This is a genomic window from Sphingomonas mangrovi (assembly GCF_047975845.1).
GTDB lineage: Bacteria > Pseudomonadota > Alphaproteobacteria > Sphingomonadales > Sphingomonadaceae > Sphingomonas.
The window spans coordinates 24374-47697 of sequence record NZ_JBIUCZ010000012.1; the positions used below are offsets into that span (position 1 = coordinate 24374).

The following is a 23324-nucleotide window of genomic DNA, read 5'->3' on the forward strand; positions in this document are numbered from 1 at the left end:
CCTTGCGCCCGCGGGCGTCGTAGCCGGACGCGGCTTGAAGCGGGATGGACGAGGGCATGACGGGGCAGAGCGGACGGACGGGACTGCTTCGCGATCCGATCGCCTGGCTGCTGTTCGCGCTGGTGTGGTTCTCCTGCGGCTGGTTCGGATCGTGGGAGTTCAACCCCAACAACGCCACCCGCATGTACGCGGCGCTGTCGATCGCCGAGCAGGGCGACGCGACGATCGACGAATATGCCGGGCTGACGATCGACCGCGCGCAGTTCGGCGAGCATTACTACACCGACAAGGCACCGGGCATGACGCTGATGGCGGTGCCGTTCGTCCTGCTCGCCGATGCGGTCAGCGGCGACCGCGCCGAGTTCCACCGGCTCGATTTTCAGGATCCCGGCTTCAACCGCTTCCTCAAGATCCGCGAGCGGCTGGCGGCGGTGTTCACCTCCGCGCTGCTGGTGGCGATCGCGGCGGCGCTGCTGTTCGATCTCGGCCGTGGCGTCACCCGCAGCAATAGCGCCGGGCTGTTCGGCGCGGTCGGCTATGCGCTGGGGTCGATCGCCTGGGGATGGGCGACGACGCTGTTCGGCCATGCCGCGGCGGGGGCGATGCTGGTGATCGCCGTCTGGGCGGTGTGGCGCGGCACGCGCGACCCCGGCGGCCTCGGCGCGACCCGCTATGCCGCGCTCGCCGGGCTGGCGCTCGGCTGGGGACTGGTCATCGAGCCGCCGCTGGTGCTCGAGGCGCTGCCGATCGGCGTGTGGGCGCTGTGGCGGATGCACGGCTGGCCGCTGGCCCGGCGGCTGCCAGCGATGCTCGCCGCGGTCGGCGTCGCCCTCGTCGCCGTCGCGCCGCTGTTCGCCTACAACGCCCTTGTCTTCGGCTCGCCGTTCCAGTCGGGCTATTCGGGGGTGAGCGGCTTCGACGGCATGCAGCAGGGCTTCTTCGGCCTGACCTATCCCAAGCCGGCGGTGCTGCGGGAGATCGTGTTCGGGCCGTATCGCGGTATCCTCTGGGTCTCCCCCGTGCTCCTGCTCGCCCCGCTCGGCCTGCTCCGGCTGTTCGTCGACCGGCGCCATCGCAGCCTGGTGGTGCTGGCCGCGGTGCTGAGCGTGCTGCCCTTCCTCTACAACGCCGCCTATTACTACTGGGACGGCGGCAATTCGACGGGGCCGCGCCACGCGGTGCCGGCGCTCGCCTTCCTGGGGCTGGGGCTCGCCGGCTTCTGGTCGGCGCTGCGCACGCCGGTCGCGCGCTTGCTTTCGGTGCAGCTGCTGGCGCTATCGATGGCGATCAACCTGATGATCGCCTCGGCCGAGATCGCCGCGCCGAGCTCCTTCGAGTTCGCGCTGTGGCGTGCGGTGCTGCTCGAACGGTTTGCGCCCGGCTATCTGCGCACCGTCGCCGACGAGTGGCTGGGCTTTACCCCGTGGGAGGGGTTGGGCATCTGGGCGTTGGTGGCGCTGCCGCTGCTGGGGCTGGTCGGCTGGCTGGCGTGGCGCGCCGATGCCCGCGCGGAGATCCCCGCAACCGCCTGAACTTCCAAGCGTTGCATCGGTTCGCATTCGAACATAGATGGAACAGATGGCGCAGCTGGATACCCGGGAGAAGCTGGCGATTCTCGCCGATGCGGCGAAGTACGACGCGTCCTGCGCCTCGTCGGGCACCGCCAAGCGCAACTCGGCCGACGGCAAGGGGCTGGGCTCGACCGAGGGTATGGGCATCTGCCACGCCTATGCGCCCGACGGCCGCTGCATCTCGCTGCTCAAGATCCTCTTGACCAACAGCTGCATCTTCGACTGCCACTATTGCATCAACCGCAAGAGCTCGAACGTGCGCCGCGCGCGCTTTACCGCCGAGGAGGTCGTGCGGCTGACGCTCAGCTTCTACCGCCGCAATTATATCGAGGGGCTGTTCCTCTCCTCGGGCATCATCCGTTCGTCCAACTACACGATGGAGCAGCTGGTCGAGGTCGCGCGGTCCTTGCGCGAAGACCATGATTTCCGCGGCTACATCCACCTGAAAACCATTCCCGACGCCGATCCGGAGCTGATCCACCAGGCCGGGCTCCACGCCGATCGCGTCTCGATCAACGTCGAGCTGCCCACCGCGAGCGGGCTCAAGCGGCTGGCGCCGGAGAAGTCGGAAACGCAGATCGAAGGCGCGATGGACGGGATGCGCTCCGCGATCGTCGACGGCACCGACGCCCGCAAGCGCTACCGCAGCGCGCCGCGCTTCGCCCCCGCCGGCCAGTCGACCCAGATGATCGTCGGCGCCGACGCCGCCACCGATCGCGACATCGTCGGCCGCGCCGCCACCCTCTACGACCGCTTCGAGCTGCGCCGCGTCTACTACTCCGCGTTCAGCCCGATTCCCGAGGCGTCGGCGGTGCTGCCGCTCCAGCGCCCGCCGCTGATGCGCGAGCACCGGCTCTACCAGTCCGACTGGCTGATGCGCTTCTACGACTACAAGCCCGAGGAAGTGCGCGCCGCGGCCGACGATGCGACCGGCATGCTGCCGCTCGACATCGACCCCAAGCTCGCTTGGGCGCTCAAGTTTCGCGACCACTTCCCCGTCGACGTCAACCGCGCCCCGCGTGAGGCGCTGCTGCGCGTGCCCGGCCTGGGCGTGAAGGCGGTCAACGCGATCCTGTCGGCGCGCCGCTGGCGACGACTGCGGCTCGACGACGTCGCGCGGCTTACCGTCTCGATCAAGAAGCTGCGCCCGTTCCTCATTGCCGAGGACTGGCGGCCGGTGGCGCTCACCGACCGCGCCGAATTGAAGCCGCTCGTCGCACCGAAGAAACAGCAGCTGGAGCTGTTCGCCGCGTGAGAGTGATTCGCGGGTGAAACGCCGCAGCCCGCCGCCGGTTGTCCCCTCCAGAACCCTAGGGAGGAACAGCATGGCGGACGCCCGCATCTACGAAGACCTGAAACGCGACCACGACAAGCAGCGCAAGATGCTCGCCGAGCTCGGCGACTTCGCCACCGCCAAGGGCGAGCGCAAGAAGCTGTTCGAGAAGTTCCGGCTGGAGCTGCAGAGCCACGCCGCGGCCGAGGAGGAGTCGCTCTATGCGACGATGCTCGGCGAGCCCGAGCTGCGCGACGACGCACGCCATTCGGTGTCCGAGCACAAGGAGGTCGACGACCTCTTGGGCGAGCTGATGGACCTGGAGTTCGATTCGGATGAGTGGAAGGAGAAGTTCTTCCACATGCGTCGCCGCTACGAGCACCACATCGACGAGGAGGAGGAAGAGATGTTCCCCGCCGCGGCCGAGGAGCTCGACGACGTAACCGAGGAAAAGCTCGCCGACGTCTATGAGGATCGCAAGCCCAAGGAGCTGAAGGAAGCCAAGAACAACCCGCCCGGCAGCGACGAGCGCGAGTAACGTGCGCGGCGTCACCCTTTCGGCTCCCGACGATTTCGACGCGTGGCGCGACGCCGCGCGCGGGCTCGCGGCCGAGGGGGTGGCGCCCGACCAGGTGGTGTGGCGCGCAGGCGACGGCGTCGGCGACCTGTTCGCGCAGGGCGCGGCGGAGACGCCGCCGGCGCCCGCCGCCAATCCGGGCTTCTCGGTCCCGCGCGCGTTCCTCGATCTCGCGCGCGACGTCATCATGGCCTCGGCGCCCGATCGCTTCGCGCTGCTCTACACCTTGCTGTGTCGGCTTCGCGCCCAGCCGCGGCTGATCGAGGATCGCGCCGACCCGCTGGTGCGCAAGCTGGAGGGGCTCGCCAAGGAAGTCCGCCGCGACATCCACAAGATGCGTGCCTTCCTGCGCTTCCGCGAGGTGGCGGAGGACGACGGCACCAGCCGCTACGTCGCCTGGTTCGAGCCCGAGCACCATATCGTGCGCGCCAACGCGGCGTTCTTCGTCAACCGCTTCGCGAGCATGCGCTGGTCGATCCTGACGCCCGAAGTGTCGCTGCACTGGGACGGCGAGACGCTGACCGAAGGCCCCGGCGCCACCCGTGCCGATGCGCCCGACGGCGATCCGATCGAGGAGGTGTGGAAGACCTATTACGCCTCCATCTTCAACCCTGCGCGGCTCAAGAAGGGCGCGATGTTGAAGGAAATGCCGCGCAAATATTGGAAGAACATGCCCGAGACGGCGCTGGTCGGACAGCTGATCGCGGGCGCGCAGGCACGAGAGGCCGGCATGATCGACAAGGCGCGCACCCAGATCGGCGGCAACATCCAGGCCGCATGGGAGGCGCTGCGCGAGGAGGCGCTGGGCTGCAAGCGCTGCCCCCTGTGGAAGCCCGCGACCCAGACCGTCTTCGGCGAAGGCCCGGTCGACGCGCGGCTGATGTTCGTCGGCGAGCAGCCCGGCGATCAGGAGGATCTGGCCGGCAAACCGTTCGTCGGCCCGGCCGGCCAGGTGTTCGATCGCGCGCTGGCGCAGGCGGGCGTCGATCGCTCGACCGTCTACGTCACCAATGCGGTCAAGCATTTCAAGTTCGAGCCGCGCGGCAAGCGGCGCATCCACAGCAAGCCCGATGCCGGGGAGATCGACGCCTGCCGCTGGTGGATCGAGCAGGAAACCGCGCTGGTGAAGCCGGAGGTCACGGTCGCACTCGGCGCCACCGCCGCCCGCTCGCTGCTCGGCCGCACCGTCACGATCGGTCGCGAGCGCGGCCGTGCCATCGCCTTGCCCGACGGCGGCGAGGGCTGGATCACCGTCCACCCCAGCTACCTGCTGCGCATCCCCGACAAGGCCAAGGCCGAGGACGAATACGGCCGCTTCGTCGAGGACCTGCGCACCGCCGCCGCCCGGCTGGGCTGACGGCGGGGCGGACGCGCTAGATCGGCTCGACCTTCGCACAGTCTCCGTTCGTCTCGAGTAGGGATCGAGCTTGTCGAGAGCCCGTATCGAGAGAGCCGCGAACGCCGACCTCTCGATACGCCGTCTCGACGTGCTCGACGGCTACTCGAGGCGAACGGAGGAAGGAGGAGTGCGGGACTCCCACGATGAATGTCGGTACGCGTCAGCGCCGCTCCTCGATCGGTGCGGTGAGGATTACGCGCAGCCCCGGGTGATTGTCCTCGGAGGTCAGTTCGCCGCCCAGCCGGTCCACCAGCGCGTTCATCATCCGGCTGCCGAAGCCGGCACCGTCGCCGGTCTTGCCGCGCCCGTCGTCCTCGACGATCAGCCGCAGCTCGGCCCGATGCTGCTCCAGCGTCACGGTGATCGGGCCGGTCGCGCCCGGATAGGCGTATTTGGTGGCATTGATGACGAGCTCGGTCGCGATCAGGCCGATGTCGACCGCGCGGCTGGTCGGCACCAGCACCGGCGCGAGATAGACGCGCAGCACCGCGCCCCATTCCGGCCCCAGCGAGGCGCGCATGTCCGCCATCAGCTCGTCGAGGTAGCGGCTGAGTTCGACCGCCTCGACCTGGTCGTCCCGATAAAGCCGCCGGTGGACCAGCGCCACCGCGGACAGCCGCGCCTGCGCCTCCGTCAGATAGCCGGTCAGCGCCGCGTCGCCGACGGTGCGCGCCTGCATGCCGAGGAAGGCCGACACCAGCTGCAGGCTGTTCTGCACGCGGTGGTTGACCTCGTGCATCAGCACGTCCTTCTGCCGCAGCAGCGCTTCCTGATCCTGGTTGGCGATCGACAGCTGGCGGTTGAGCTCGCGCAGCCGCGCGCTCTGGCGCAGTTCCTGGAAGACCTGGCGCAGGCGATGCGCGGCGTTGACCTCTTCCAGCGTCCAGCGGCGCGAGCGGCCGCGCACGATCTGAGACCAGGATTCGAACGAGGCGCGCGGCGACAGCACCGCACCCGGCACCGCCTCGACCGCCTTGTGCGGATTGCCCGCCCAGTTGACCCGCTCGACCTCCTCGACGCGAAACCACATCGCGACGCAGTCGAGCCCGTCGATCGGCATGCCGAGCAACCCGCTGCCGATCGCAGCATAGGGCTCGGCGGGCGGAAACACCGAGGCCAGTTCGCGGCTGACCACCAGACCGCCGCCCTGGCCGCGAACCCAGTCGGCGAGGCGCATCAGGTCGCGCGTCTCCGGGCACCGCCCCTCGCGCGTGACGTGATCGCCGCACACCAGCGCGAAGCCGTCGGCGTCGAGCAGTTCCGCGAGTTCCTGGCCGCACGTCGCCAGCTGGACGCGGACCGGCTGGTCGCCGCCCAGCCGCCCCGCGACGCGGTCTTCCCCCGCGTGCAGCCGCAGCCGCTCGCGATAGGTCTCGGCCTCCTCCTGCGCGCGGATCTGGCGCGCGAGCCCGCCGGCGAGCGCCCGGGCGGCGGCGCGCAGTTCCGAATCCATCCGGCGCGGGCTGTTGTGGTGGCAGGCGACCAGCCCCCACAGCACCCCGTCCCGCACGATCGAGATCGAGGCCGAGGCCTCCACCCCCATGTTGCGCAGATACTGGACGTGGATCGGCGACACGCTGCGCACCGCGACGTCGGACAGGTCGATCCCCGCCTGCCCCGCCGAATCGGGACGGATCGGCGCCGGCACATAGCCCGCGTCGGGGATCACCCGCACGCGGTTGCGCACGTAGAGCGCACGCGCCTGTCGCGGAATGTCGGACGCGGGGAAATGATGGTTGAGGAACGTCTCCAGCCCCGGCGCGCGATCCTCGGCCAGCACCACTCCGGCGCCGTCGTCGAGGAAGCGGTAGATCATCACCCGGTCGAACCCGGTGAGGCGGCGGAAGGCGAGCGCGGCACGCTCGCACAGCTGCACCAGATCGGCCGCGCGCTCGAAGGTGGCGGCCGCCGCCTCCAGACCGACGAGCACTTCGCCCGCCGGGCGCGGGTTCGCCGGCGCCGGCTCCAGCTCGACGATCAGCATGTCTCCGGAACGGTGCAGGCTCGCGTCGACCATGCCTTCGGCCAGCACGACCGGCGCTAGCCGCAGCGTGCCGCCGGGGCCGACGTCCGCCGAGCGCAACAGCGCGCCGATGTCCTGGCCGAGCAGCTCCGCGACCGGCCGGTCGAGCCAGTCGGGCGCGAGCCGCGTTTCGAGGTCGCCAGCACCCGCGACGGTGCGCAGCGTCGCCGAGTCGACGATCAGCAGCAACCCGTGCGGCTGGATCGCGCCGGACAGGTGAATGGGCTCACGATCGCAGGCCGTCAGGTCCTGTCCGAGCGGGGCGCCATCCTCGATTTTCTCAACTGTCGTCACGCGTTACGCAATCCTTTGCCTCGGCGCCCAGGATGACGCATGCCCTGCCCGAACGCAAATACCGCCTCCCGCGCTCCACGGCCCGGGAGCATTATAGGAGCAACGGGCATGGACCTTGGCATCGCCGGACGGACCGCGATCGTTTGCGCGTCGAGCGCCGGGCTCGGCCGCGGCTGCGCCGAGGCGCTGGCGCACGCCGGCGTGCGGATCGTCCTCAACGGCCGCGACGCCGCGAAGCTGGAGGCGACCGCCGACGCGATCCGCCGGAGAAGCGACGTCGAGGTGATCGCGGTGGTCGCCGACGTCGGCACCGACGAGGGCCGCGCCGCGCTGATCGCCGCGGCGCCGGACGCGGACATCCTGGTCAACAACAACGCCGGCCCGCCGCTGCGCCCGTTCGAGGCGCTCGACGCCGACAAGATCCGCGCGGGGCTGGAGAGCAACCTCGTCACCCCGACGCTGCTGATCCACGCGCTGCTGCCCGGCATGGTCGAGCGCGGCTTCGGCCGGATCGTCAACATCACCTCGGGGTCGGTGAAGATGCCGCTCCCCGGCCTCGACCTGTCGAGCGGCGCGCGTGCCGGGCTCACGGGTCTGGTGGCGGGGGTCGCCCGCTCGGTGGCGCACGCCAACGTGACGATCAACAACCTGCTGCCCGGATCGTTTGACACCGATCGCATCGCCAGCATCGTCGCGCAGGCGGCGGAGAAGTCCGGCGCGAGCGAGGCCGAGGAGCGCGCCAAGCGCGAAGCGTCGATTCCGGCGAAGCGACTGGGCACCCCGGCCGAGTTCGGCGCGGCTTGCGCCTTCCTGTGCTCGGCGCAGGCGGGCTACATCACCGGGCAGAGCCTGCTGATCGACGGCGGGAGCTTCCCGGGGATTCTCTGACACTTGTCGTGCCCCGGCGAAGGCCGGGGCCCAGTTGGGAAGGTGGCTGGGATACGCGCTCCCTATCCTTGGACGCCGCAACTGGGCCCCGGCCTCCGCCGGGGTACGCGTCACGGTATCCGAACGCCCGCACCTATCTCCGCGGCTTGAGCGGCACCCGCGCGATCGCGTGGTTGGAGGTCAGGTACAGCGCCGCGCCGCCCTCGCCGATCGCGCAGTTGGCGACGATGTCGCCGGTCTGGATCAGGCCCAGCCGCTCACCCTCCGGGCTCAGCACGTGGATGCCGCCGGGGCCGCTCGCGAACAGATGCCCTTCGGGCGCGACCTTCATGCCGTCGGGCATACCGGGGGCGCGGGCGCGGTGATCGGCGGCGAAGTCTACCAGCACCCGCCGCCCGGTGGGAAAACCACGCGCGTCGAGCGCATAGGCGAACAACACCGGCCCGGCGGTGTCGGAGACCGAAACGTAGAGCGTCGCTTCGTCGGGCGAGAGCGCGATGCCGTTGGGGCGGGTGACGCTGCGGTCGAGCACGTCGAGCCGACCGCCGGCGCTCAGGCGGTAGACGCCGCAGAAGTCGAGCTCGCGCAGCGGCGACTCGCCCTCGCCCGCCAGACCATAGGGCGGATCGGTGAAGTAGAGCGCGCCGTCGCTCGCGACGATCAGATCGTTGGGGCTGTTGAACCGCTTGCCCGCGAACCGGTCGATCACCACCGTCTTGCGGCGCGTCGCGAAATCGACCCGCGCGACCGTGCGGCTGCCGCTGTCCGCCATCAGCAGCCGACCGCGCCGGTCGAGCGTCAGCCCGTTGGCGCCCGCTTCGCGGATCGACTTCGGGATCGGCCCGGCGAGCCCCGAGGGTTCGAGGAACCGGTCGAAGCCGCGGTCGCGGCGCCAGCGCCAGATGCGGTTCTTGGGCACGTCGGAGAACAGCAGCATGCCGCCGCCGCGCGGCACCCACAGTGGCCCCTCGGTCCAGGTGTAGCCGCCGCCGAGCATCTCGACCGCGGCGTCGGCGTCGAGAATCGCGTCGAGCTTGGGCGACAGGCGGCGGATCCCCGCGGCCGGTGTCGGCGCCGCGGCGAGCGCCCGCGCGCCGAGCGGCAGCGCGAGCCCCGCCCCCAACAGGCCACGCCGCGCGATCATGCGCCGATCCGCTCGACCGCCATCGCCGTCGCCTCGCCACCGCCGATGCACAGCGTCGCGACGCCGCGGCGGGCATCGCGCTGCTCGAGCGCGGACAGCAGCGTCGCGAGCACGCGCGCGCCCGAAGCGCCGATCGGGTGGCCCAGCGCCGTCGCGCCGCCGTGGACGTTCACCCGGTCGTGGCCGATCTTCAGGTCGTGCATCGCGATCATCGCGACGCAGGCGAACGCCTCGTTGATCTCGAACAGGTCGACGTCGTCGACCGACCAGCCGGCCTGGTCGAGCACGCTGCGCACCGCCGCCACCGGGGCGGTGGTGAACTGCGCCGGCGCGCGGGCGTGGGCGGCGTGGGCGACGATGCGGGCAATCGGCGTCAGCCCGCGCGCCTCCGCCACCGACGCGCGCGTCAGCACCAGCGCCGCCGCGCCGTCCGAGATGGAGGAGGCATTGGCCGCGGTGATCGTGCCTTCCTTGGCGAAGGCGGCCTTGAGCGTCGGGATGCGGGCGACGTCGCCCTTGGCCGGCTGCTCGTCGCGGTCGACGGTGACGCTGCCCTTACGGCCGACCACCTCGACCGCAACGATCTCGCGGTCGAACGCGCCCGACGCCTGCGCCGCCTGCGCGCGGGTGAGCGATTCGATCGCGAAGTCGTCCTGCGCCTGCCGGGTGAACTGGTATTCGCGGGCGCTGTCCTCGGCGAAGGTGCCCATCGCGCGGCCGGGCTCGTAGGCGTCCTCCAGCCCGTCGAGCATCATGTGGTCGTAGACGGTGTCGTGGCCGATCCGCGCGCCGGCGCGGTGCTTGGTCATCAGGTACGGCGCGTTGGACATGCTCTCCATCCCGCCCGCGACGATCACGTCGCACGATCCGGCGGCGAGCGTGTCGGCGGCCATCATCGCCGCCTTCATCCCCGATCCGCACATCTTGTTGACGGTGGTCGCCTCGACCGACTGGGGCAGCCCGGCGTGGAGCGCCGCCTGCCGCGCCGGCGCTTGGCCGAGCCCGGCCGACAGCACGCAACCCATATAGGCGCGCTCGACGTCCGCGGGCGCGATGCCGGCGCGCTCGACCGCAGCGCGGATCGCGGCGGCGCCCAGCCGGGTCGCGGGCACGGCGGCGAGCGCGCCCTGGAACCCGCCCATCGGCGTGCGGGCGTAGGACAGGATCACGGTGGGATCGGACGCGGGATCGGCGGCGGACATCATACTCTCCTGACGGGGGCGGCGCTGCTACGCCTGCTCACCCTCGCTATAGGACGCCCGTCGCGCGCTGTCTTCAGCCGTCCACCCAGTCGCGCGGCAGCACCCGCGCCGCCGCCGCCATCAGCGCGCCGGCGACGAGGTAGAAGCCGAGCCCGAGCAGCAGCGCATAGCGCAGCGATTCGCTGCCGAACCGCGGCGCCAGCCCCTCCGACAGCGCGCCGACCAGCCACGAGCCGAGCCCCAGCCCGAACAGGTTGTTGACCAGCAGGAAACAGGCGCTGGCGGTGGCGCGCTGGGCGCCGGGCACCAGCTGCTGCACCGCCGTCAGCAGCGGCCCCGGCCAGGCATAGACCAGCGCCTGGGGCAGCAGGAACCACGCGAGCGCCGCGGCCCAGCTTCCCGACAGCATCCCGGCGGCGAGCAGCGGCACGCCGGCGACATAGGCGATGGCCGGCACCAGCGCATAGGCGCGCCGCGTCCGCCGCCCCCAGCGATCCGCGATCGCCCCGCCCAGCAGGATGCCCGCGATCCCGCCGGTCAGCAGCAGCACGCCGACGAAGCGCCCCGTCTCCGCCAGGCCGAGCCCGAAGCTGCGCATCATCAGGCTCGGCAGCCAGAAGGCGATGCCATAGCCCGCGGTCGACCCGGCGGCGCCGCCGAGCGACAGCAGCCAAAAGCTCGGCTTGCGCGCGAGCAGCCCGAACACCGGCAGCAGCGGCGTGCGCGGCGCGGCGCGGTCGCGCGGACGATCGCGCACCAGTAGGCGGAACAGCGGCGCGGTGAGCAGCCCGGCGACCCCCATCACGACGAAGGCGGTGCGCCACTCGACCGCCGCGGCGACCGCGCCGCCGAGCAGCACCCCCGCCGCCGAGCCGAGCGGGATGCCGAGCGAATAGATCGCCAGCGCCCGCGCGCGCTTGTCGGGCGCGAAATGGTCGGCGATCAGCGCGTAGGACGGCGCGACGCCGCCCGCCTCCCCCACGCCGACCCCCAATCGATAGAGGAACAGCTGCGCGAACCCCTGGGCGGTGCCGCACAGCGCGGTGAAGCCGCTCCACACCGCCAGGCTGAGCGCGATCACCCAGCTGCGGCTGGTGCGGTCGGCAACCATCGCGAGCGGGATCGCCAGCGTCGAATAGAGCGCGGCGAAGGCGAGCCCGCCGAGCAGCCCGAGCTGGGTGTCGGACAGGTCCAGGTCGGCCTTCACCGGCATCGCCAGGATGCTCAGGATCTGCCGGTCGAGGAAGTTGAAGCTGTAGACGAGCAGCAGCATCGCCAGCACCACGCCGGGGCGGCGATGCGGTGCGGCCGCGCCGGCGGGAGCGGTCATCGCGCTACTTCAGCTTGTCCTTGAGCGCCGCGAACGCCGAGAAGGGCTGCACCTCGTCCTCCTGCACCACCCCCGCCTCGCGCAGGATGCGGTCGGCATCGGCCGCACGCGGGAACGGGTCGAGCGCGAGCGCCAGCGTCTCGGCGGCCGCCTCGCCCAGGTCGATCGCGCCGCCGTCGAAGAACATCGTGTCGCATTCCTCGGCGGACAGCTCGATCTCGTCGCCTTCCGGCGTTCCTTCGGGCAGGAAGCGCAGCGCGAAGTCTTCGGCGATCGTCGCGGGGACCGGCTCGCCGGTGGCGACGCAGGCCTGCACCACCGCGCCCTCCAGGGTACCGTGCGCGACCACGCCCACGGCGTCGCGGCGCAGCGTGAACTCGGCGGACAGACGATCGACGCCGAGCAGGCGGAAGCGCCTGGCGAGCGCGGCGCGCTCCTCGGGCGTCGCCTCGACGCTTGCCTGCGACTCGCCGGTGCCGATGCGATCGAGGCGATGCAGGCGGCTGAATTCGGGGGTCATTCGGGAAGGTCTCCGGAAAGCAGGGTGGCGACCGGCACGCCGTCGAGCGCCCGGCGGAACGTCGCCAGCGCGCCGGCGACATGGGCGAGCGGCGCGGCGCCGGGATCCTCGCCGCGGAACACGTTGCGCAGCACTGCGGGCTCCAGCGCCCCCTCCGCCAGTCCCTCGCGATAGGCGCCGAGCCGGCCGCCGAGCAGCGCCATCATCCGGCCGATGTGCTTGCCCACGACGATGTCGCCGATTCCCTGCTGGCGCAGCTGGCCGTCCATATCCTCGACGAAGCGCTCGGTCAGCCGCACCGCGGGGTCGCTGCCCTCCGGCGCCGCCTCCAGCCGCAGCAGCACCATCGACAGCACCGACGCCAGCACGTCGAAGCGGCCGTCGGTGGTGTCGGGCACCTGCCCCTCGACATACCAGTGCGGCCGGCGCGCGCGGGCCACCACGGCGTCGTAGAGCGGCGCGAGCGGATCGGGCGGGGGCGTGCGGAACAGGTCGAGGAGACGCATGACGGCTTTCGAAAAGGGGGGCAAACCGAGGGCGGCCTTGTCGCGCACCGCCGGCCCGCATATTGAGGCGATCGGCGCGCGATGCAATCGCCGCCGAGCGCGCGTTTGCTGGAGGAAGTCGATGAAGCTGTTTGCGCACCACGGCGTTGCCGTTGCGGCCGTGGCGCTGGCCGCGCTGAGCCTGGGAGGCTGTGCCCGCGTGCGCACCCACCAAGGCTATGTGATCGATGCCGATCTGGTGAACGCCGTGCAGCCGGGCGTCGACACCCGCGATTCGGTCGCGAGCACGCTCGGCCACCCGACCTTCACCGGCCAGTTCGGCGCCGGCAATACCGAATGGTATTATGTGTCGCGCGACAGCCGGAACCTGGCGTTCAACCGCCCCAACCCGGTCGAGCAGACCACGCTGCGCGTTCGGTTCGACCAGAACGGCACCGTCCAGTCGATCGACCGCACCGGCATCGAGCAGGTCGCCTCGATCAGCCCGTCGGGCAAGAAGACGCCGACGCTGGGCCGCGAGCGCAGCTTCTTCCAGGATCTGTTCGGCAACATCGGCACGGTGGGCGCTGCCGGCATGGGCGGCGGCGGCAACCCGAACCAGTAACGCACGCACCTGCTCTCTCCCGTCGTCCGGCACGCTGCCAGACGACGGAGGACGCGGCCGCGAAAACGGCGGCGATGCAAAAGCCTGCCGTGCGCTTGTGCCCTCCCGGTCGCGCGGCTAACGCCGCCCCATGCGCTATGTGAGCACCAGGGGGAACGCGCCGGCTCTCGATTTCGAGGGCGCGACGCTGGCGGGGCTGGCCGCGGACGGCGGCCTCTATGTGCCGGAGGCGTGGCCGACGCTGTCGCGCGAGGCGATCGCGGGCCTCGCCGGCCTCTCCTATGCCGAGACGGCGGTGCGGGTGATGCTGCCCTTCGTCGGCGACAGCCTGAGCGAAGACGAACTGCGCAGCCTTTGCGAACAGGCTTATGGCACGCGCTTCGCCCATGCCGCGGTGACGCCGCTGGTCCAGCTCGACCAGCGCCACTGGCTGCTGGAGCTGTTCCACGGCCCGACGCTGGCGTTCAAGGACGTAGCACTCCAGCTGCTCGGGCTGCTGTTCGAACGCTTCCTGAGCGGCCGGTCGGAGCATGTGACCGTGATCGGCGCGACCTCGGGCGACACCGGTTCGGCGGCGATCGACGCGCTGGCGGGCCGCGCCGGCGTCGACATCTTCATGCTCCACCCGCACGGCCGCGTCTCCGACGTGCAGCGGCGGCAGATGACGACGGTGCTCGCCCCCAACGTCCACAACCTCGCCATCGACGGCAGCTTCGACGACGCGCAGGCACTGGTGAAGGCGATGTTCAACGCGCCCGAGTTCGCCGGCCGCTTCCATCTGTCGGCGGTGAACTCGATCAACTGGGCCCGGCTGATGGCGCAGGTGGTCTATTATTTCTACACCGCGGTGCGGCTGGGCGCGCCCGAGCGGCCGGTCGCCTTCTCGGTGCCCACCGGCAACTTCGGCGACGTGTTCGCGGGCTATGTCGCGCAGCGCATGGGGCTGCCGGTCGCGAAGCTGGTGGTCGCGACCAACGTCAACGACATCCTCCACCGCGCGCTGTCGACGGGCGACTATTCGACCGGCACCGTCACCGCGACGGATACGCCGTCGATGGACATCCAGGTCAGCTCCAACTTCGAGCGGCTGCTCCACGATCTCGGCGGCCGCGACGGCGCCGCGCTCGCGCTGCAGATGCAGGGGTTCGAGACCAGCCGCGCGATGCAGCTCAGCAACGCGCACCGCGACGGTGCCGCCGCGCTGTTCGCCAGCGCGCGCATCGATGCCGACGGCATGATGGGCGCGATGCGCTGGGCCTGCGAGCGCGCGGGCGAGCTGATCGACCCGCACACCGCGATCGGCCTGGCGGCGGCGCGCGAGGCGGACCTGCCCGCCGACGTGCCGGTCGTCACGCTCGCCACCGCCCATCCGGCCAAGTTCCCCGATGCGGTCGAGCGCGCCACCGGCCAGCGCCCGCCGCTGCCGCCGCGCGTCGGCGACCTGTTCGAGCGCGAGGAGCGCTGCGACCGCCTCCCCGCCACCTTCGAGGCCATCACCGGCTATATCGCCGAGCGTGCGGTGGCGCGCGCGTGAAGCTCGTCAGCCTGATCGGCGAACCCTGGGCCGATTATGGCCTGGTGGACTCGGGGCACGGTCGCAAGCTGGAACGCTACGGTCCCTATCGCTTCGTCCGCCCCGAACCGCAGGCGATGTGGGCGCCCGCGTCGCCCGACTGGGATGCCCACGGCGAATTCGTCCCCGGCTCCGACGAGGAAGGCGGCGGCCGCTGGCAGTTCGACAGGCCGGTGCCACGCGACGGCTGGCCGCTCGCCTGGGACCAGGTCCGCTTCACCGCGCAGAACACGCCGTTCCGTCACCTGGGCTTCTTCCCCGACATGGCCCCGGTGTGGAGCTGGATGCGCGAGCAGCTGACCGACGCGCCCGATCCCGAGTGCCTGAATCTGTTCGGCTACACCGGTGTCGGCACGCTCGCGCTGGCCTCGGCTGGCGCGCGCATGGTGCACGTCGACGCGTCCAAGAAATCGGTTGAGGCCGCGCGCGGCAACGCGGCGCTGTCTGGCATGACCGACCTGCCGGTGCGCTGGCTGGTCGAGGATGCGACCAAGTTCGTCGCCCGCGAAGTGCGCCGCAACCGCCGATACGACGGCATCCTGCTCGATCCGCCCAAATGGGGCCGCGGCCCTAATGGCGAGGTGTGGAAGCTGGAGGACCACCTCCCCGCCCTGATTGCCGACTGCCGCCAGCTGCTCGACGAGAACTCCCGCTTCCTGTTCCTGACCGTCTACGCCGTGCGCATGTCCGCGCTGGCGATCGGCGAGTTGCTCCGCCAGACGATGGCCGACCTGGGCGGCACCGTCGAATGCGGCGAACTCGGCGTGCGCGAGGAAGCCCGCGGCCTGACGCTCCCGACCGCCATCTTCGCGCGGTGGCGCCGATAGCACCCACCGTCATGCCAGCGCAGGCTGGCATCTCGTGCGGCAAGGACGGAGGGAGTGGGGCACCGATCCGCCCCAACCGGGAGACCCCAGCCTTCGCTGGGGTGACGGGTTGGAGTGAGAGGAGCGCTACTCCCGCGCGAAGCGCAGCGCCGCGCCGGCGACGAACGGCGCGCCCGCCAGCAGCAGCAGGCTGGTCGCCGCGACCAGCTTGAGGCCGCCGACGCCGCCCTCCAGCGCGCCGGCGCCGAACACCAGCAGCGGCAACGCGAAGGGGAGCATCACCAGCCCGGCGACCGCGCCGGCGCCGCGCAGCCCAGCCACCAGCGCCGCGGTCGACACCGCCAGCGCCGCCAGGCCGGGCGTGCCGAGCAGCAGGCCCAGTTCCAGCCGCAGCAGCACCTCGGCCGGCATCTCCAGCAGCGCGGCGCTGAGCGCGGCGGCGAGCATTACCGCGGGGCCGAAACCGATCCAGTGGCCGGCGATCTTGGCGGCGGCGATGCCGGCGTCGGGCAGCCCGCGCACCGCGAACTGGTCGATCACCCCCGATTCGAGATCGGGCAGCACCAGCCGCTCGACGGGAAGCAGCGCGGCGAGCAGCGCGGAGGCCCACACCACCCCGCCGCCGATCCGCGCGAGCAGTTTGGCATCGGGGCCGATCGCAAAGGGAAACAGCGTCGCGACGAGCAGGAAGAAGGCGAGCGTCAGCATCAGACCGCCGCCGCTCCACGCGCGGCGCAGCTCGCGCAGCACGATCGCGATCATGCCGCCGGCTCCAGCGGCAGCACGCGCGCGTCCGGGAGCGCGACCGGCACGTGGCTTGCGACGAGAACGATGCCGCCGTCCGCGCGGTGTCGGGCGACCAGCGTCTCGAGCAGCGCCGTCGAGGCGGCGTCGAGGCCGTTGACCGGTTCGTCGAGCAGCCAGATGCCGGCGCCGCCCGCCACCACTCGCGCCAGCGCCGCGCGCCGCCGCTGGCCGGTCGACAGCATCCGCACCGGCACCTCGGCCAGCGCGTCGAGCCCGACCGCGGCCAGCGCCACCGGCACCCGCGCCCGCGCGTCGTCGAGCATCGCCCAGAAGCCGACCGCCGCCGCCAGCGTCCGCTCGGGATCGAGCGCCGCCGCCTCGGCCAGCAGTGCGCGCACACCGTTCGCCTCGACGCGGCCGGCGGCGGGGGCGAGCAGCCCGGCGGCGATGCGGATCAGGCTCGACTTGCCGACGCCGTTGGGGCCGGTCACCAGCGCCGCCTCACCGGCGTCGAGCGCGAGGTCGAAACCCTCGAACAGCAGCCGCCCGCCGCGGCGGCAGGCGATTCCGTCCAGCACGAGCCGCGCCGTGCTCACGCGCCCGCCGCGTCCTCCAGCGCGTGCATGTCGGCGTCGGACAGGCCGAAGTGGTGCCCCACCTCGTGCACCACGACATGGGTGATCAGCGCGTCGAGGCCGACGCCGGTCTCGACCCATTCGTCGAGCAGCGCGCGGCGATAGAGGTGAATGCGGTCGGGCATCGCGCCGCCGGCCCAGGCCGATTTCTCGCCGACCGGCAGCCCGTGGTAGAGACCCGTCAGCGCGAACGGATCCTCGATCCCCATCGCGTCGAGCGTCGCGTCGTCGGCGAATTCCTCGACCAGCAGGACGATGTCCTTCAGATGCTCTGCGAAGGGCTCGGGAATGCGCGCGAGCGCCGCGCGTGCCAGCGCCTCGATACGGGCGGCGTCGGGCGCGAACTGCGAAGGCGCTTGCTCGGACATGGCTTCGTCCCATAGGCCGTGGCGGCAAGACGGCACAAGGAGCGTCGCGATGGAGCTGTTGAACGAGGCGGAGCGCGCCGACGCGCTCGACGGGCTGGCCGACTGGGATCACGACGACGGGCGCGACGCGATCACCCGCAGCTTCACCTTCGATAATTTCAGCCAGGCGTTCGCGTTCATGACCCAGGTGGCGATGCTGGCGGAAAAGGCCGACCACCATCCGGAGTGGTCAAACGTGTGGAACCGGGTCGACATCCTCCTCACCACGCACGATGCGGGCGGGCTGTCGTACCGCGACATCGACATGGCCCAGGCGATCGACGCGCTGGTGGAATGAGGCTGGACGTTGGCCGCGGTTTTGCCTGGGCGGAACGCATGAAATCGTTCCTGATCGCATTGACGCAGAGCGTCCTCACCGCCGTGTATTGGTGGTTGGTCGCGACCGTGTCCTTTGGTTTGTTCGGCGGCGACCGCAATCCCAATCTACCCCCAGTGCCCGAGAGCACACTGATGGCGCAAACCTATGGCACTATCGCCGTTGCTATCTTGGTTTATGCCTTGCTGCTTCTTGGATGGTGGCGGATCAGGAGACGCCGGCAAAGCTCGGAGAACGCATAAGCCGTCTTTGGCACGTCTCGCGCGTATCGCAGCAGCCGGAAAGGCCGACCGCGATGGCAGGGTAGGTTGGCCAAACGCTCTTCGAGCGGAGACGGCAGACCGCAGCTTGCTCACCTACTCGAGGTTCCGCCGAACGTCCGCTACTGGGCGTAGCGGACTCTGCCGTTTGCGGTCTCGACCCTATCCCCGTCCTCTTCATCGGCATGCAGGACCCTCCGGCGCTGCCGCCCGTTGAGGGGGCATGCCGAACCCTTCCGACCGCCCGATGCGGCTGGGCTTCCCCGTCAAGGTGATGGGCCAGCCCGAGCTCAAGAGCAACGACACTCGCCGCTGGCAGTCGAACCCGCATCTCAAATGCTCGCTGGAGCATGTCGACCGCATTCTCGACTATTGCGCGGCCAAGGGCATTTCGATGTACCGGCTGTCATCGGAGCTGGCGCCCTATGCCACCCATCCCGACATGCCGCAGTTCCACGCTATGGTCGCCGAAAGCGATGCGGAGCTCGCCGCCTTCGGTGCCAAGGCGCGGTCGCTCGACATGCGGCTCTCGTTCCATCCGTCGCAGTACATCCTGCTCAACAGCCCCGACGCCGACCTCACCCGCCGCAGCATCCACGATCTCGCCAGCCAGTCGGAAATGCTCGACCGCATGGGGCTGGACGACGAGGCGGTGGTAATCACCCATGTCGGCGGCGTTTACGACGATCGCGAGGCGGCGCGCGCCCGCTGGATTGAAGGCTGGGAACAGTCCCCGGACCATGTCCGCCGCCGGCTGGTGCTGGAGAACGACGACCTGCGCTTCTCGGCCGCGGACGTGCTGTGGATCCACGAGAGAACCGGCGTGCGGCTGATCTTCGACTATCAGCATTTCTGGTGCCTCAACCCCGAAGGGCTGAACCTGCGCGAGACGCTGGAGCGCTTCCTGGCGACTTGGCCCGACGGCGTGCGGCCGAAGATTCACTTCTCCTCGCCGCGTACCGAGATGCGCGAGGTGAAGCAGAAGATCGCGCCTTCCCAACGCGGCAAGGCGAAGAAGGGCGAGGTCACCAAGGCGCCGGTGAAGGCGAACGCGCGCGTGAAGACGGTGCTGCGCCCGCCGGTGTGGACCGGCCATGCCGATTTCACCAACCCGTTCGAGTTCGCGACCTTCCTGCGCACGGCCGAGGGGCTGGTGTTCGACGTGATGCTGGAGGGCAAGTCGAAGGACCTCGCCCTGATGAAGCTGCGCGGCGACCTGCTGCGCTACGCCCCCGACGTGGCGGCGCGCTTCGGCATCCATGCCGAGGACGCGGCCGAGCTCGCGGCGGACGATGCGGCGATGGACGACGGCGTCGATGCCGAGGAGACGCCCGATGTGGACGAGGGTGCCCGCTGACACGCCGGATACCGGCGCCGCCTCGCCCGTTGGGACACGACAGCTTCAGGAGATTCCCATGCTTCGCTCCCTTCTCGTCGGCCTCGTCGCCGGCCAGCGCGCGATGACCCCGCTGGCGCTCGTCGCCGGTGCCGCACGCCGCGATCGCCTGCCCGCCGATGCGCCGGGCCGGGCGCTGCTCGCGAACCCGCTGGTCGCCTCGGGCGCGGTCGCGCTGGCGGCGGCGGAAATGGCGGGCGACAAGATGCGCACCGCGCCCGATCGCATCGTCGTGCCGGGGCTGATCGCCCGCACCGCGACGGCAGCCTTTGCAGGCGCGGCCCTCGCACCGACCAACGAGCGCAAGACGGCGGCGGTGCTGGCGGCAGCGACGGCGATCGCCGCGTCCTATGTGGGCTGGACGCTCCGCATGCGGGCGCTGCGCCGGTTCGGTCAGGACAAGAGCGGCTTCGTCGAGGACGCACTGGTGCTCGGCAGCGGGCTGGCGATCACGCGCTGACATGGCCGTGCTCCTGCGCAGGTGGGAGCACGTTGGGTTATGCGCGACCGTTCCAAGGGTAGCCGTACCCCGGCGCAGGCCGGGGCCCAGCTTCGGTGGCCCCTCGGCTCGAACGCACCTCGACCGTTTCCCAACTGGACCCCGGCCTGCGCCGGGGTACAAGATTGCCGCGACGGATCTCCCTCAACAGTCCCCAACCTCCGCAAGCAGCGCCTGCACCCGCGCGGCGCGTTCGGCGGGGTCGTCGATGCGCTCGGCCAGCACAAAGCGGTCGCCCTTCGCCTCCAGCGCTTCGGCCTTCAGCTTAGCCTTGCCGTAGGGGGTGAGCGCGATGCCCCCCGGCCCGGCGTCGACGCGGGCGACGCCGGCGGTCCGCGCCAGCTGGCGGATGCGCGCGACCGTCATCAGCCGCTGCGCTTCCTCCGGCAGTTCGCCGAAACGATCCTCCAGCTCCTCCTCGAAGCCGTCGAGCGCCGCCTCGTCCGCCAGCCGCGCGAGCCGGGCGTAGAGCGTCAGCCGCACCTCCGCTTCCGGAATCCACGCCTCCGGCAGCCGTCCTTCGATCCCCAGGTTGAGCTCGGGCGTCCACACCGCGACTTCCTCGCCACGCGCCGAGCGCAGCGCGAGGCCGAGCAGATGCTGGTAGAGGTCGACGCCGATCAGCTTCATGTGCCCGGCCTGCGCCTCGCCCATCAGGTCGCCGGCGCCGCGCATGTCGAGGTCGCGCGCGGAGATCGCGAAGCCCGCGCCCAGCCGGTCGAACGCCTGCAACGTCCGCAGGCGCTTGAGCGTCGCCTCGGCGATCTCGGCCTCGGGCTCGGTCAGCAGCAGCACCTGCCCCCGCCGCCCGCCGCGCCCGACGCGGCCGCGCAGCTGGTGGAGCTGGCTGAGGCCGAAGCGGTCGGCATGGTGGACGATCATCGTGTTGGCGCGCGGCACGTCGAGCCCAGCCTCGATGATGTTGGTCGCGAGCAGCACGTCGCCCGCACCATTGGCAAAGGCGACCATCGCCTCGTCGATCTCGGCCGCCGGCATCTTGCCGTGCGCGGCGACGATCCGCAGTTCGGGCACGAGTGTCTTCAGTTGCGCCTCCAGCGGCGCCATGTCCTCGATGCGGGGCACCACCACGAAGCTCTGCCCGCCGCGGCCCTTTTCGCGCAGCAGCGCGGTGCGGACGGTGACGGGATCGAAGCTGCCGATCGCGGTGCGGATCGGCTGGCGGCGCGCGGGCGGGGTGGCGAGGATCGACAACTGCTGCAGCCCGACGAGCGCGGTCTGCAGCGTGCGCGGGATCGGCGTGGCGGACAGCGCCATCACATGGCCCGCGCACAGATCGCGCAGCTTCGCCTTGTCGGCGGCGCCGAAGCGCTGCTCCTCGTCGATCGCGACCAGCGCCAGGTCGCGGTATTCGACGCCCGCGCCCGCCACCGCGCCGGTGCCGATCACCACCTGGATCGATCCGTCGGCGAGACCAGCCTTGACCTGCTTCTTTTCCGCATCGCTCGACAGGCGGGAGAGCCCGGCGACGGTGATGCCGCTGCCTTCGAACCGCTGCTGGAAGGTTTCGAGGTGCTGACGCACCAGCACCGTCGTCGGTGCGGCGATCGCCACCTGCCGCCCGGCGAGCGCGACCATCGCCGCCGCGCGCAGCGCCACCTCGGTCTTGCCGTAGCCGACGTCGCCGATCACCAGCCGGTCCATCGGCTTGCCCGAGGCGAGATCGTCGCGCACCGCCGCGATCGCCCGCGCCTGGTCGGGCGTCTCGGTGAAAGCGAAGCCGGCGGCGAAGCGTTCGTAGGCGGACGGATCGGGCTCGATCGGGTCGGTGGTGCGCGCGTCGCGCTCGGCGGCGAGCGCGGCCAAGCCCTTGGCGCTTTCCGCCACCGCCGCGTCGATCGCGCCGCGGCGCTTTTCCCAGCTCGACCCGTCGAGCGAGTCGAGCGTCACCGAATCGGCGTCGGCGCCATAGCGCCAGATGCGGTCGGCTTCGGCGACCGGTACCAGCCGGCGGCCCTCGCGCGCATAGCCGAGCATGATCGCGTCGCCACCCTGGTCGCCCGGCAGCGGCTCCAGCCCCAGCACCGTGCCGATGCCGAAATCCTCGTGCACCACCACGTCACCGACGCGCAGCTCGCCCGCGCCCGCGAACAGCGGGTCGATGGCCGCGACCGCACTGTCGTCGGCGACCGCGCGCCCGCCGAGCAGGTCGCCGGCGGCGACCACCGCCAGCCCCTCGACCGAGAAGCCGCGCTCGATCGGCGCGGCGAGCGTGCCGAACTGGCCCGGTTTCAGCCTGCGCGCGGCCTGCCAGCTGGCGACGTCCGCGGGCTCGGTCTTGAGCAGCTTCTTCACGCGCGCGCCCAGGAAGCGCAGGTCGCGGCGCGAGCCGACGACCAGCAGCGCACCGTCCTCCAGCGCGGCACGGCCGAAGCGGCCGAACCCGCGCGAGGGCTGGCGCTGTTCGACGAAGCGCGGCGGCGCGTCGCCGGGTTCGGGAAGGCCGAGCTTGGAAGCCTTCGCCAGCTGCGCCTTCCACTCCGCGTCGGGCACGGTGCCCGCCTGCGCGCGGCGCCGCTTGGCGCCGTCTTCGGCGAGCGCGACGAAGCGCGTGCGGCGCTTGTCGGCGCCGGGGTCGGTGGCGACCGCGACCGGCGGCAGATGGACGAGCAGCGACACGCCCGCCTCCCCAACCGGCGGCTCCATCGCGCGACCGATCTCGATCGCGTCCAGCGTCTCCTCGGAGCGCTGCGTCGCCGGATCGTAGCAGCGGATCGCGGCGATCCGCCCCTCGGCGACCTCGATCCGGATCGGCCGCGGCGCATCGGCGGGGAAGATGTCGACCACGCCGCCGCGCACCGCGACCTCGCCGGGCTCGTCGACGCGGTCGTCGGTGAAATAGCCGATCGCCTCGGCATCGGCGCGGAACGCCTCCGGGTCGAGCGCGTCGCCCACCGCCAGCGCCGGCGGGGCGGCATCGAACGACGCGACCGGCGGCAGCAGCGGCACCGTCGCCTCGGCGGTGGTGATGCAGGCGAGCCGCGGGCGCTTGCCGTCCTCTGCCAGGGTACGCAGCCGGCGCAGCGCCGCCACGCGCCGGCCGACGTTGGCGGCGGACGGCGGTGCGTCGTCCCCGGGGATCGCATCGCTCGACGGCAGATGCACCACCGCCGCCTCGGGCGCGAGCGCGGCGAGTGCTGCCGCGATGCGCTCGGCGCGCTGTTCGTCGGCGGCGATGAACAGCAGGTCCTGGGTAGCGAGCGCCTCGGCCAGGGCGGCGGCAAGCGCGCCCTGCGGCATGGGTGCGACAGTCGGCATCAGGCGGCGCGACCGGCGCGCGCGAAAAAGTCGGGC

General features: G+C 71.3%; 22 protein-coding genes. 12 read left to right on the forward strand and 10 right to left on the reverse strand.

Annotation, left to right across the window (positions count from 1 at the left end):
• Positions 1-56: 56 nt before the first annotated feature.
• From ACBY01_RS07940 to ACBY01_RS07955, 4 genes are all read left to right on the forward strand, one after another.
• The gene (locus ACBY01_RS07940) at positions 57-1532 is read left to right on the forward strand and encodes a hypothetical protein (RefSeq protein WP_416460265.1); all 1476 of its coding nucleotides are present in this window, start codon (positions 57-59) and stop codon (positions 1530-1532) included.
• A 46-nt stretch (positions 1533-1578) separates the two neighbouring features.
• Positions 1579-2826, forward strand: a complete 1248-nt coding sequence (locus tag ACBY01_RS07945) for a putative DNA modification/repair radical SAM protein (RefSeq protein WP_416460266.1) — start codon at positions 1579-1581, stop codon at positions 2824-2826.
• Between the two features lie 70 nt (positions 2827-2896).
• Entirely contained in the window at positions 2897-3382 is a 486-nt protein-coding gene (locus tag ACBY01_RS07950) for a hemerythrin domain-containing protein (RefSeq protein ID WP_416460267.1), read from the forward strand.
• Position 3383: 1 nt separating this feature from the next.
• Entirely contained in the window at positions 3384-4778 is a 1395-nt protein-coding gene (locus ACBY01_RS07955; RefSeq protein WP_416460268.1) for a UdgX family uracil-DNA binding protein, read from the forward strand.
• A 202-nt stretch (positions 4779-4980) separates the two neighbouring features.
• Here the strand turns inward: ACBY01_RS07955 and ACBY01_RS07960 are convergent, their stop codons facing one another.
• Positions 4981-7137: a histidine kinase dimerization/phosphoacceptor domain -containing protein gene (locus ACBY01_RS07960; protein WP_416460269.1), complete on the reverse strand. Its 2157-nt coding sequence runs from the start codon at positions 7135-7137 to the stop codon at positions 4981-4983.
• 108 nt (positions 7138-7245) lie between these two features.
• Here ACBY01_RS07960 and ACBY01_RS07965 point away from each other — a divergent pair, with 108 nt between their 5' ends.
• Positions 7246-8025 (forward strand): SDR family oxidoreductase, encoded by a 780-nt coding sequence (locus ACBY01_RS07965; protein ID WP_416460270.1) that lies wholly within the window; start codon positions 7246-7248, stop codon positions 8023-8025.
• Positions 8026-8158: 133 nt separating this feature from the next.
• Here ACBY01_RS07965 and ACBY01_RS07970 read toward each other — a convergent pair whose 3' ends face one another.
• The 5 genes from ACBY01_RS07970 to ACBY01_RS07990 all read right to left on the reverse strand — a co-directional run bounded on the left by ACBY01_RS07970 (position 8159) and on the right by ACBY01_RS07990 (position 12727).
• Complete coding sequence (locus ACBY01_RS07970; protein WP_416460271.1) at positions 8159-9169, reverse strand: SMP-30/gluconolactonase/LRE family protein; 1011 nt, start codon at positions 9167-9169, stop codon at positions 8159-8161.
• Positions 9166-10374, reverse strand: a complete 1209-nt coding sequence (locus tag ACBY01_RS07975; RefSeq protein ID WP_416460272.1) for an acetyl-CoA C-acyltransferase — start codon at positions 10372-10374, stop codon at positions 9166-9168. The genes ACBY01_RS07970 and ACBY01_RS07975 overlap by 4 nt, the downstream gene beginning before the upstream one ends.
• A 70-nt stretch (positions 10375-10444) precedes the next feature.
• Positions 10445-11701, reverse strand: a complete 1257-nt coding sequence (locus ACBY01_RS07980) for a spinster family MFS transporter (protein ID WP_416460273.1) — start codon at positions 11699-11701, stop codon at positions 10445-10447.
• Positions 11702-11705: 4 nt separating this feature from the next.
• Positions 11706-12221 carry a YceD family protein gene (locus ACBY01_RS07985; protein ID WP_416460274.1) on the reverse strand — a complete coding sequence of 172 codons (516 nt, stop codon included), beginning with the start codon at positions 12219-12221 and terminating at the stop codon, positions 11706-11708.
• Positions 12218-12727, reverse strand: a complete 510-nt coding sequence (locus ACBY01_RS07990; protein ID WP_416460275.1) for a ubiquinol-cytochrome C chaperone family protein — start codon at positions 12725-12727, stop codon at positions 12218-12220. Before ACBY01_RS07990 ends, ACBY01_RS07985 begins: the two co-directional genes overlap by 4 nt.
• Positions 12728-12848: 121 nt before the next feature.
• Between ACBY01_RS07990 and ACBY01_RS07995 the strand changes: the two genes are divergently transcribed.
• From ACBY01_RS07995 to ACBY01_RS08005, 3 genes are all read left to right on the forward strand, one after another.
• Complete coding sequence (locus ACBY01_RS07995; RefSeq protein WP_416460276.1) at positions 12849-13331, forward strand: outer membrane protein assembly factor BamE; 483 nt, start codon at positions 12849-12851, stop codon at positions 13329-13331.
• 130 nt (positions 13332-13461) lie between these two features.
• A complete protein-coding gene (thrC, locus tag ACBY01_RS08000; RefSeq protein ID WP_416460277.1) occupies positions 13462-14865 on the forward strand; it encodes a threonine synthase in 1404 nt (467 codons plus the stop codon).
• Positions 14862-15731 carry a class I SAM-dependent methyltransferase gene (locus ACBY01_RS08005; protein ID WP_416460278.1) on the forward strand — a complete coding sequence of 290 codons (870 nt, stop codon included), beginning with the start codon at positions 14862-14864 and terminating at the stop codon, positions 15729-15731. Before thrC ends, ACBY01_RS08005 begins: the two co-directional genes overlap by 4 nt.
• Positions 15732-15857: 126 nt before the next feature.
• On the opposite strand, the gene ACBY01_RS08010 is transcribed toward ACBY01_RS08005, so the two are convergent.
• From ACBY01_RS08010 to ACBY01_RS08020, 3 genes are read right to left on the reverse strand one after another with little or no spacing between them, the layout of a single operon-like run.
• Entirely contained in the window at positions 15858-16493 is a 636-nt protein-coding gene (locus ACBY01_RS08010) for a heme exporter protein CcmB (RefSeq protein WP_416460279.1), read from the reverse strand.
• Positions 16490-17074, reverse strand: a complete 585-nt coding sequence (ccmA, locus tag ACBY01_RS08015; RefSeq protein WP_416460280.1) for a heme ABC exporter ATP-binding protein CcmA — start codon at positions 17072-17074, stop codon at positions 16490-16492. Before ccmA ends, ACBY01_RS08010 begins: the two co-directional genes overlap by 4 nt.
• On the reverse strand, positions 17071-17481 hold the full coding sequence (locus ACBY01_RS08020; protein ID WP_416460281.1) for a metallopeptidase family protein: 411 nt from the start codon (positions 17479-17481) through the stop codon (positions 17071-17073). The genes ccmA and ACBY01_RS08020 overlap by 4 nt, the downstream gene beginning before the upstream one ends.
• 49 nt (positions 17482-17530) lie before the next feature.
• Here ACBY01_RS08020 and ACBY01_RS08025 point away from each other — a divergent pair, with 49 nt between their 5' ends.
• From ACBY01_RS08025 to ACBY01_RS08040, 4 genes are all read left to right on the forward strand, one after another.
• Positions 17531-17818, forward strand: a complete 288-nt coding sequence (locus ACBY01_RS08025) for a 4a-hydroxytetrahydrobiopterin dehydratase (protein WP_416460282.1) — start codon at positions 17531-17533, stop codon at positions 17816-17818.
• Positions 17815-18099 carry a hypothetical protein gene (locus ACBY01_RS08030; RefSeq protein WP_416460283.1) on the forward strand — a complete coding sequence of 95 codons (285 nt, stop codon included), beginning with the start codon at positions 17815-17817 and terminating at the stop codon, positions 18097-18099. The genes ACBY01_RS08025 and ACBY01_RS08030 overlap by 4 nt, the downstream gene beginning before the upstream one ends.
• A gap of 241 nt (positions 18100-18340) precedes the next feature.
• Positions 18341-19474: a UV DNA damage repair endonuclease UvsE gene (gene uvsE, locus ACBY01_RS08035; protein WP_416460284.1), complete on the forward strand. Its 1134-nt coding sequence runs from the start codon at positions 18341-18343 to the stop codon at positions 19472-19474.
• 58 nt (positions 19475-19532) lie between these two features.
• A complete protein-coding gene (locus ACBY01_RS08040) occupies positions 19533-19973 on the forward strand; it encodes a DUF4126 domain-containing protein (RefSeq protein ID WP_416460285.1) in 441 nt (146 codons plus the stop codon).
• A 183-nt stretch (positions 19974-20156) separates the two neighbouring features.
• Here ACBY01_RS08040 and ACBY01_RS08045 read toward each other — a convergent pair whose 3' ends face one another.
• Positions 20157-23288 (reverse strand): TRCF domain-containing protein, encoded by a 3132-nt coding sequence (locus ACBY01_RS08045; RefSeq protein ID WP_416460286.1) that lies wholly within the window; start codon positions 23286-23288, stop codon positions 20157-20159.
• Positions 23289-23324: the final 36 nt, after the last annotated feature.

Coding starts and splice junctions, on each gene's coding strand:
- ACBY01_RS07940 (WP_416460265.1), top strand. CDS start 57: ATGACGGGGCAGAGCGGACGGACGGGACTGCTTCGCGATCCGATCGCC.
- ACBY01_RS07945 (WP_416460266.1), top strand. CDS start 1,579: ATGGCGCAGCTGGATACCCGGGAGAAGCTGGCGATTCTCGCCGATGCG.
- ACBY01_RS07950 (WP_416460267.1), top strand. CDS start 2,897: ATGGCGGACGCCCGCATCTACGAAGACCTGAAACGCGACCACGACAAG.
- ACBY01_RS07965 (WP_416460270.1), top strand. CDS start 7,246: ATGGACCTTGGCATCGCCGGACGGACCGCGATCGTTTGCGCGTCGAGC.
- ACBY01_RS07970 (WP_416460271.1), bottom strand. CDS start 9,169: ATGATCGCGCGGCGTGGCCTGTTGGGGGCGGGGCTCGCGCTGCCGCTC.
- ACBY01_RS07975 (WP_416460272.1), bottom strand. CDS start 10,374: ATGATGTCCGCCGCCGATCCCGCGTCCGATCCCACCGTGATCCTGTCC.
- ACBY01_RS07980 (WP_416460273.1), bottom strand. CDS start 11,701: ATGACCGCTCCCGCCGGCGCGGCCGCACCGCATCGCCGCCCCGGCGTG.
- ACBY01_RS07985 (WP_416460274.1), bottom strand. CDS start 12,221: ATGACCCCCGAATTCAGCCGCCTGCATCGCCTCGATCGCATCGGCACC.
- ACBY01_RS07990 (WP_416460275.1), bottom strand. CDS start 12,727: ATGCGTCTCCTCGACCTGTTCCGCACGCCCCCGCCCGATCCGCTCGCG.
- ACBY01_RS07995 (WP_416460276.1), top strand. CDS start 12,849: ATGAAGCTGTTTGCGCACCACGGCGTTGCCGTTGCGGCCGTGGCGCTG.
- thrC (WP_416460277.1), top strand. CDS start 13,462: ATGCGCTATGTGAGCACCAGGGGGAACGCGCCGGCTCTCGATTTCGAG.
- ACBY01_RS08010 (WP_416460279.1), bottom strand. CDS start 16,493: ATGATCGCGATCGTGCTGCGCGAGCTGCGCCGCGCGTGGAGCGGCGGC.
- ACBY01_RS08020 (WP_416460281.1), bottom strand. CDS start 17,481: ATGTCCGAGCAAGCGCCTTCGCAGTTCGCGCCCGACGCCGCCCGTATC.
- ACBY01_RS08025 (WP_416460282.1), top strand. CDS start 17,531: ATGGAGCTGTTGAACGAGGCGGAGCGCGCCGACGCGCTCGACGGGCTG.
- ACBY01_RS08030 (WP_416460283.1), top strand. CDS start 17,815: ATGAGGCTGGACGTTGGCCGCGGTTTTGCCTGGGCGGAACGCATGAAA.
- uvsE (WP_416460284.1), top strand. CDS start 18,341: ATGCCGAACCCTTCCGACCGCCCGATGCGGCTGGGCTTCCCCGTCAAG.
- ACBY01_RS08040 (WP_416460285.1), top strand. CDS start 19,533: ATGCTTCGCTCCCTTCTCGTCGGCCTCGTCGCCGGCCAGCGCGCGATG.
- ACBY01_RS08045 (WP_416460286.1), bottom strand. CDS start 23,288: ATGCCGACTGTCGCACCCATGCCGCAGGGCGCGCTTGCCGCCGCCCTG.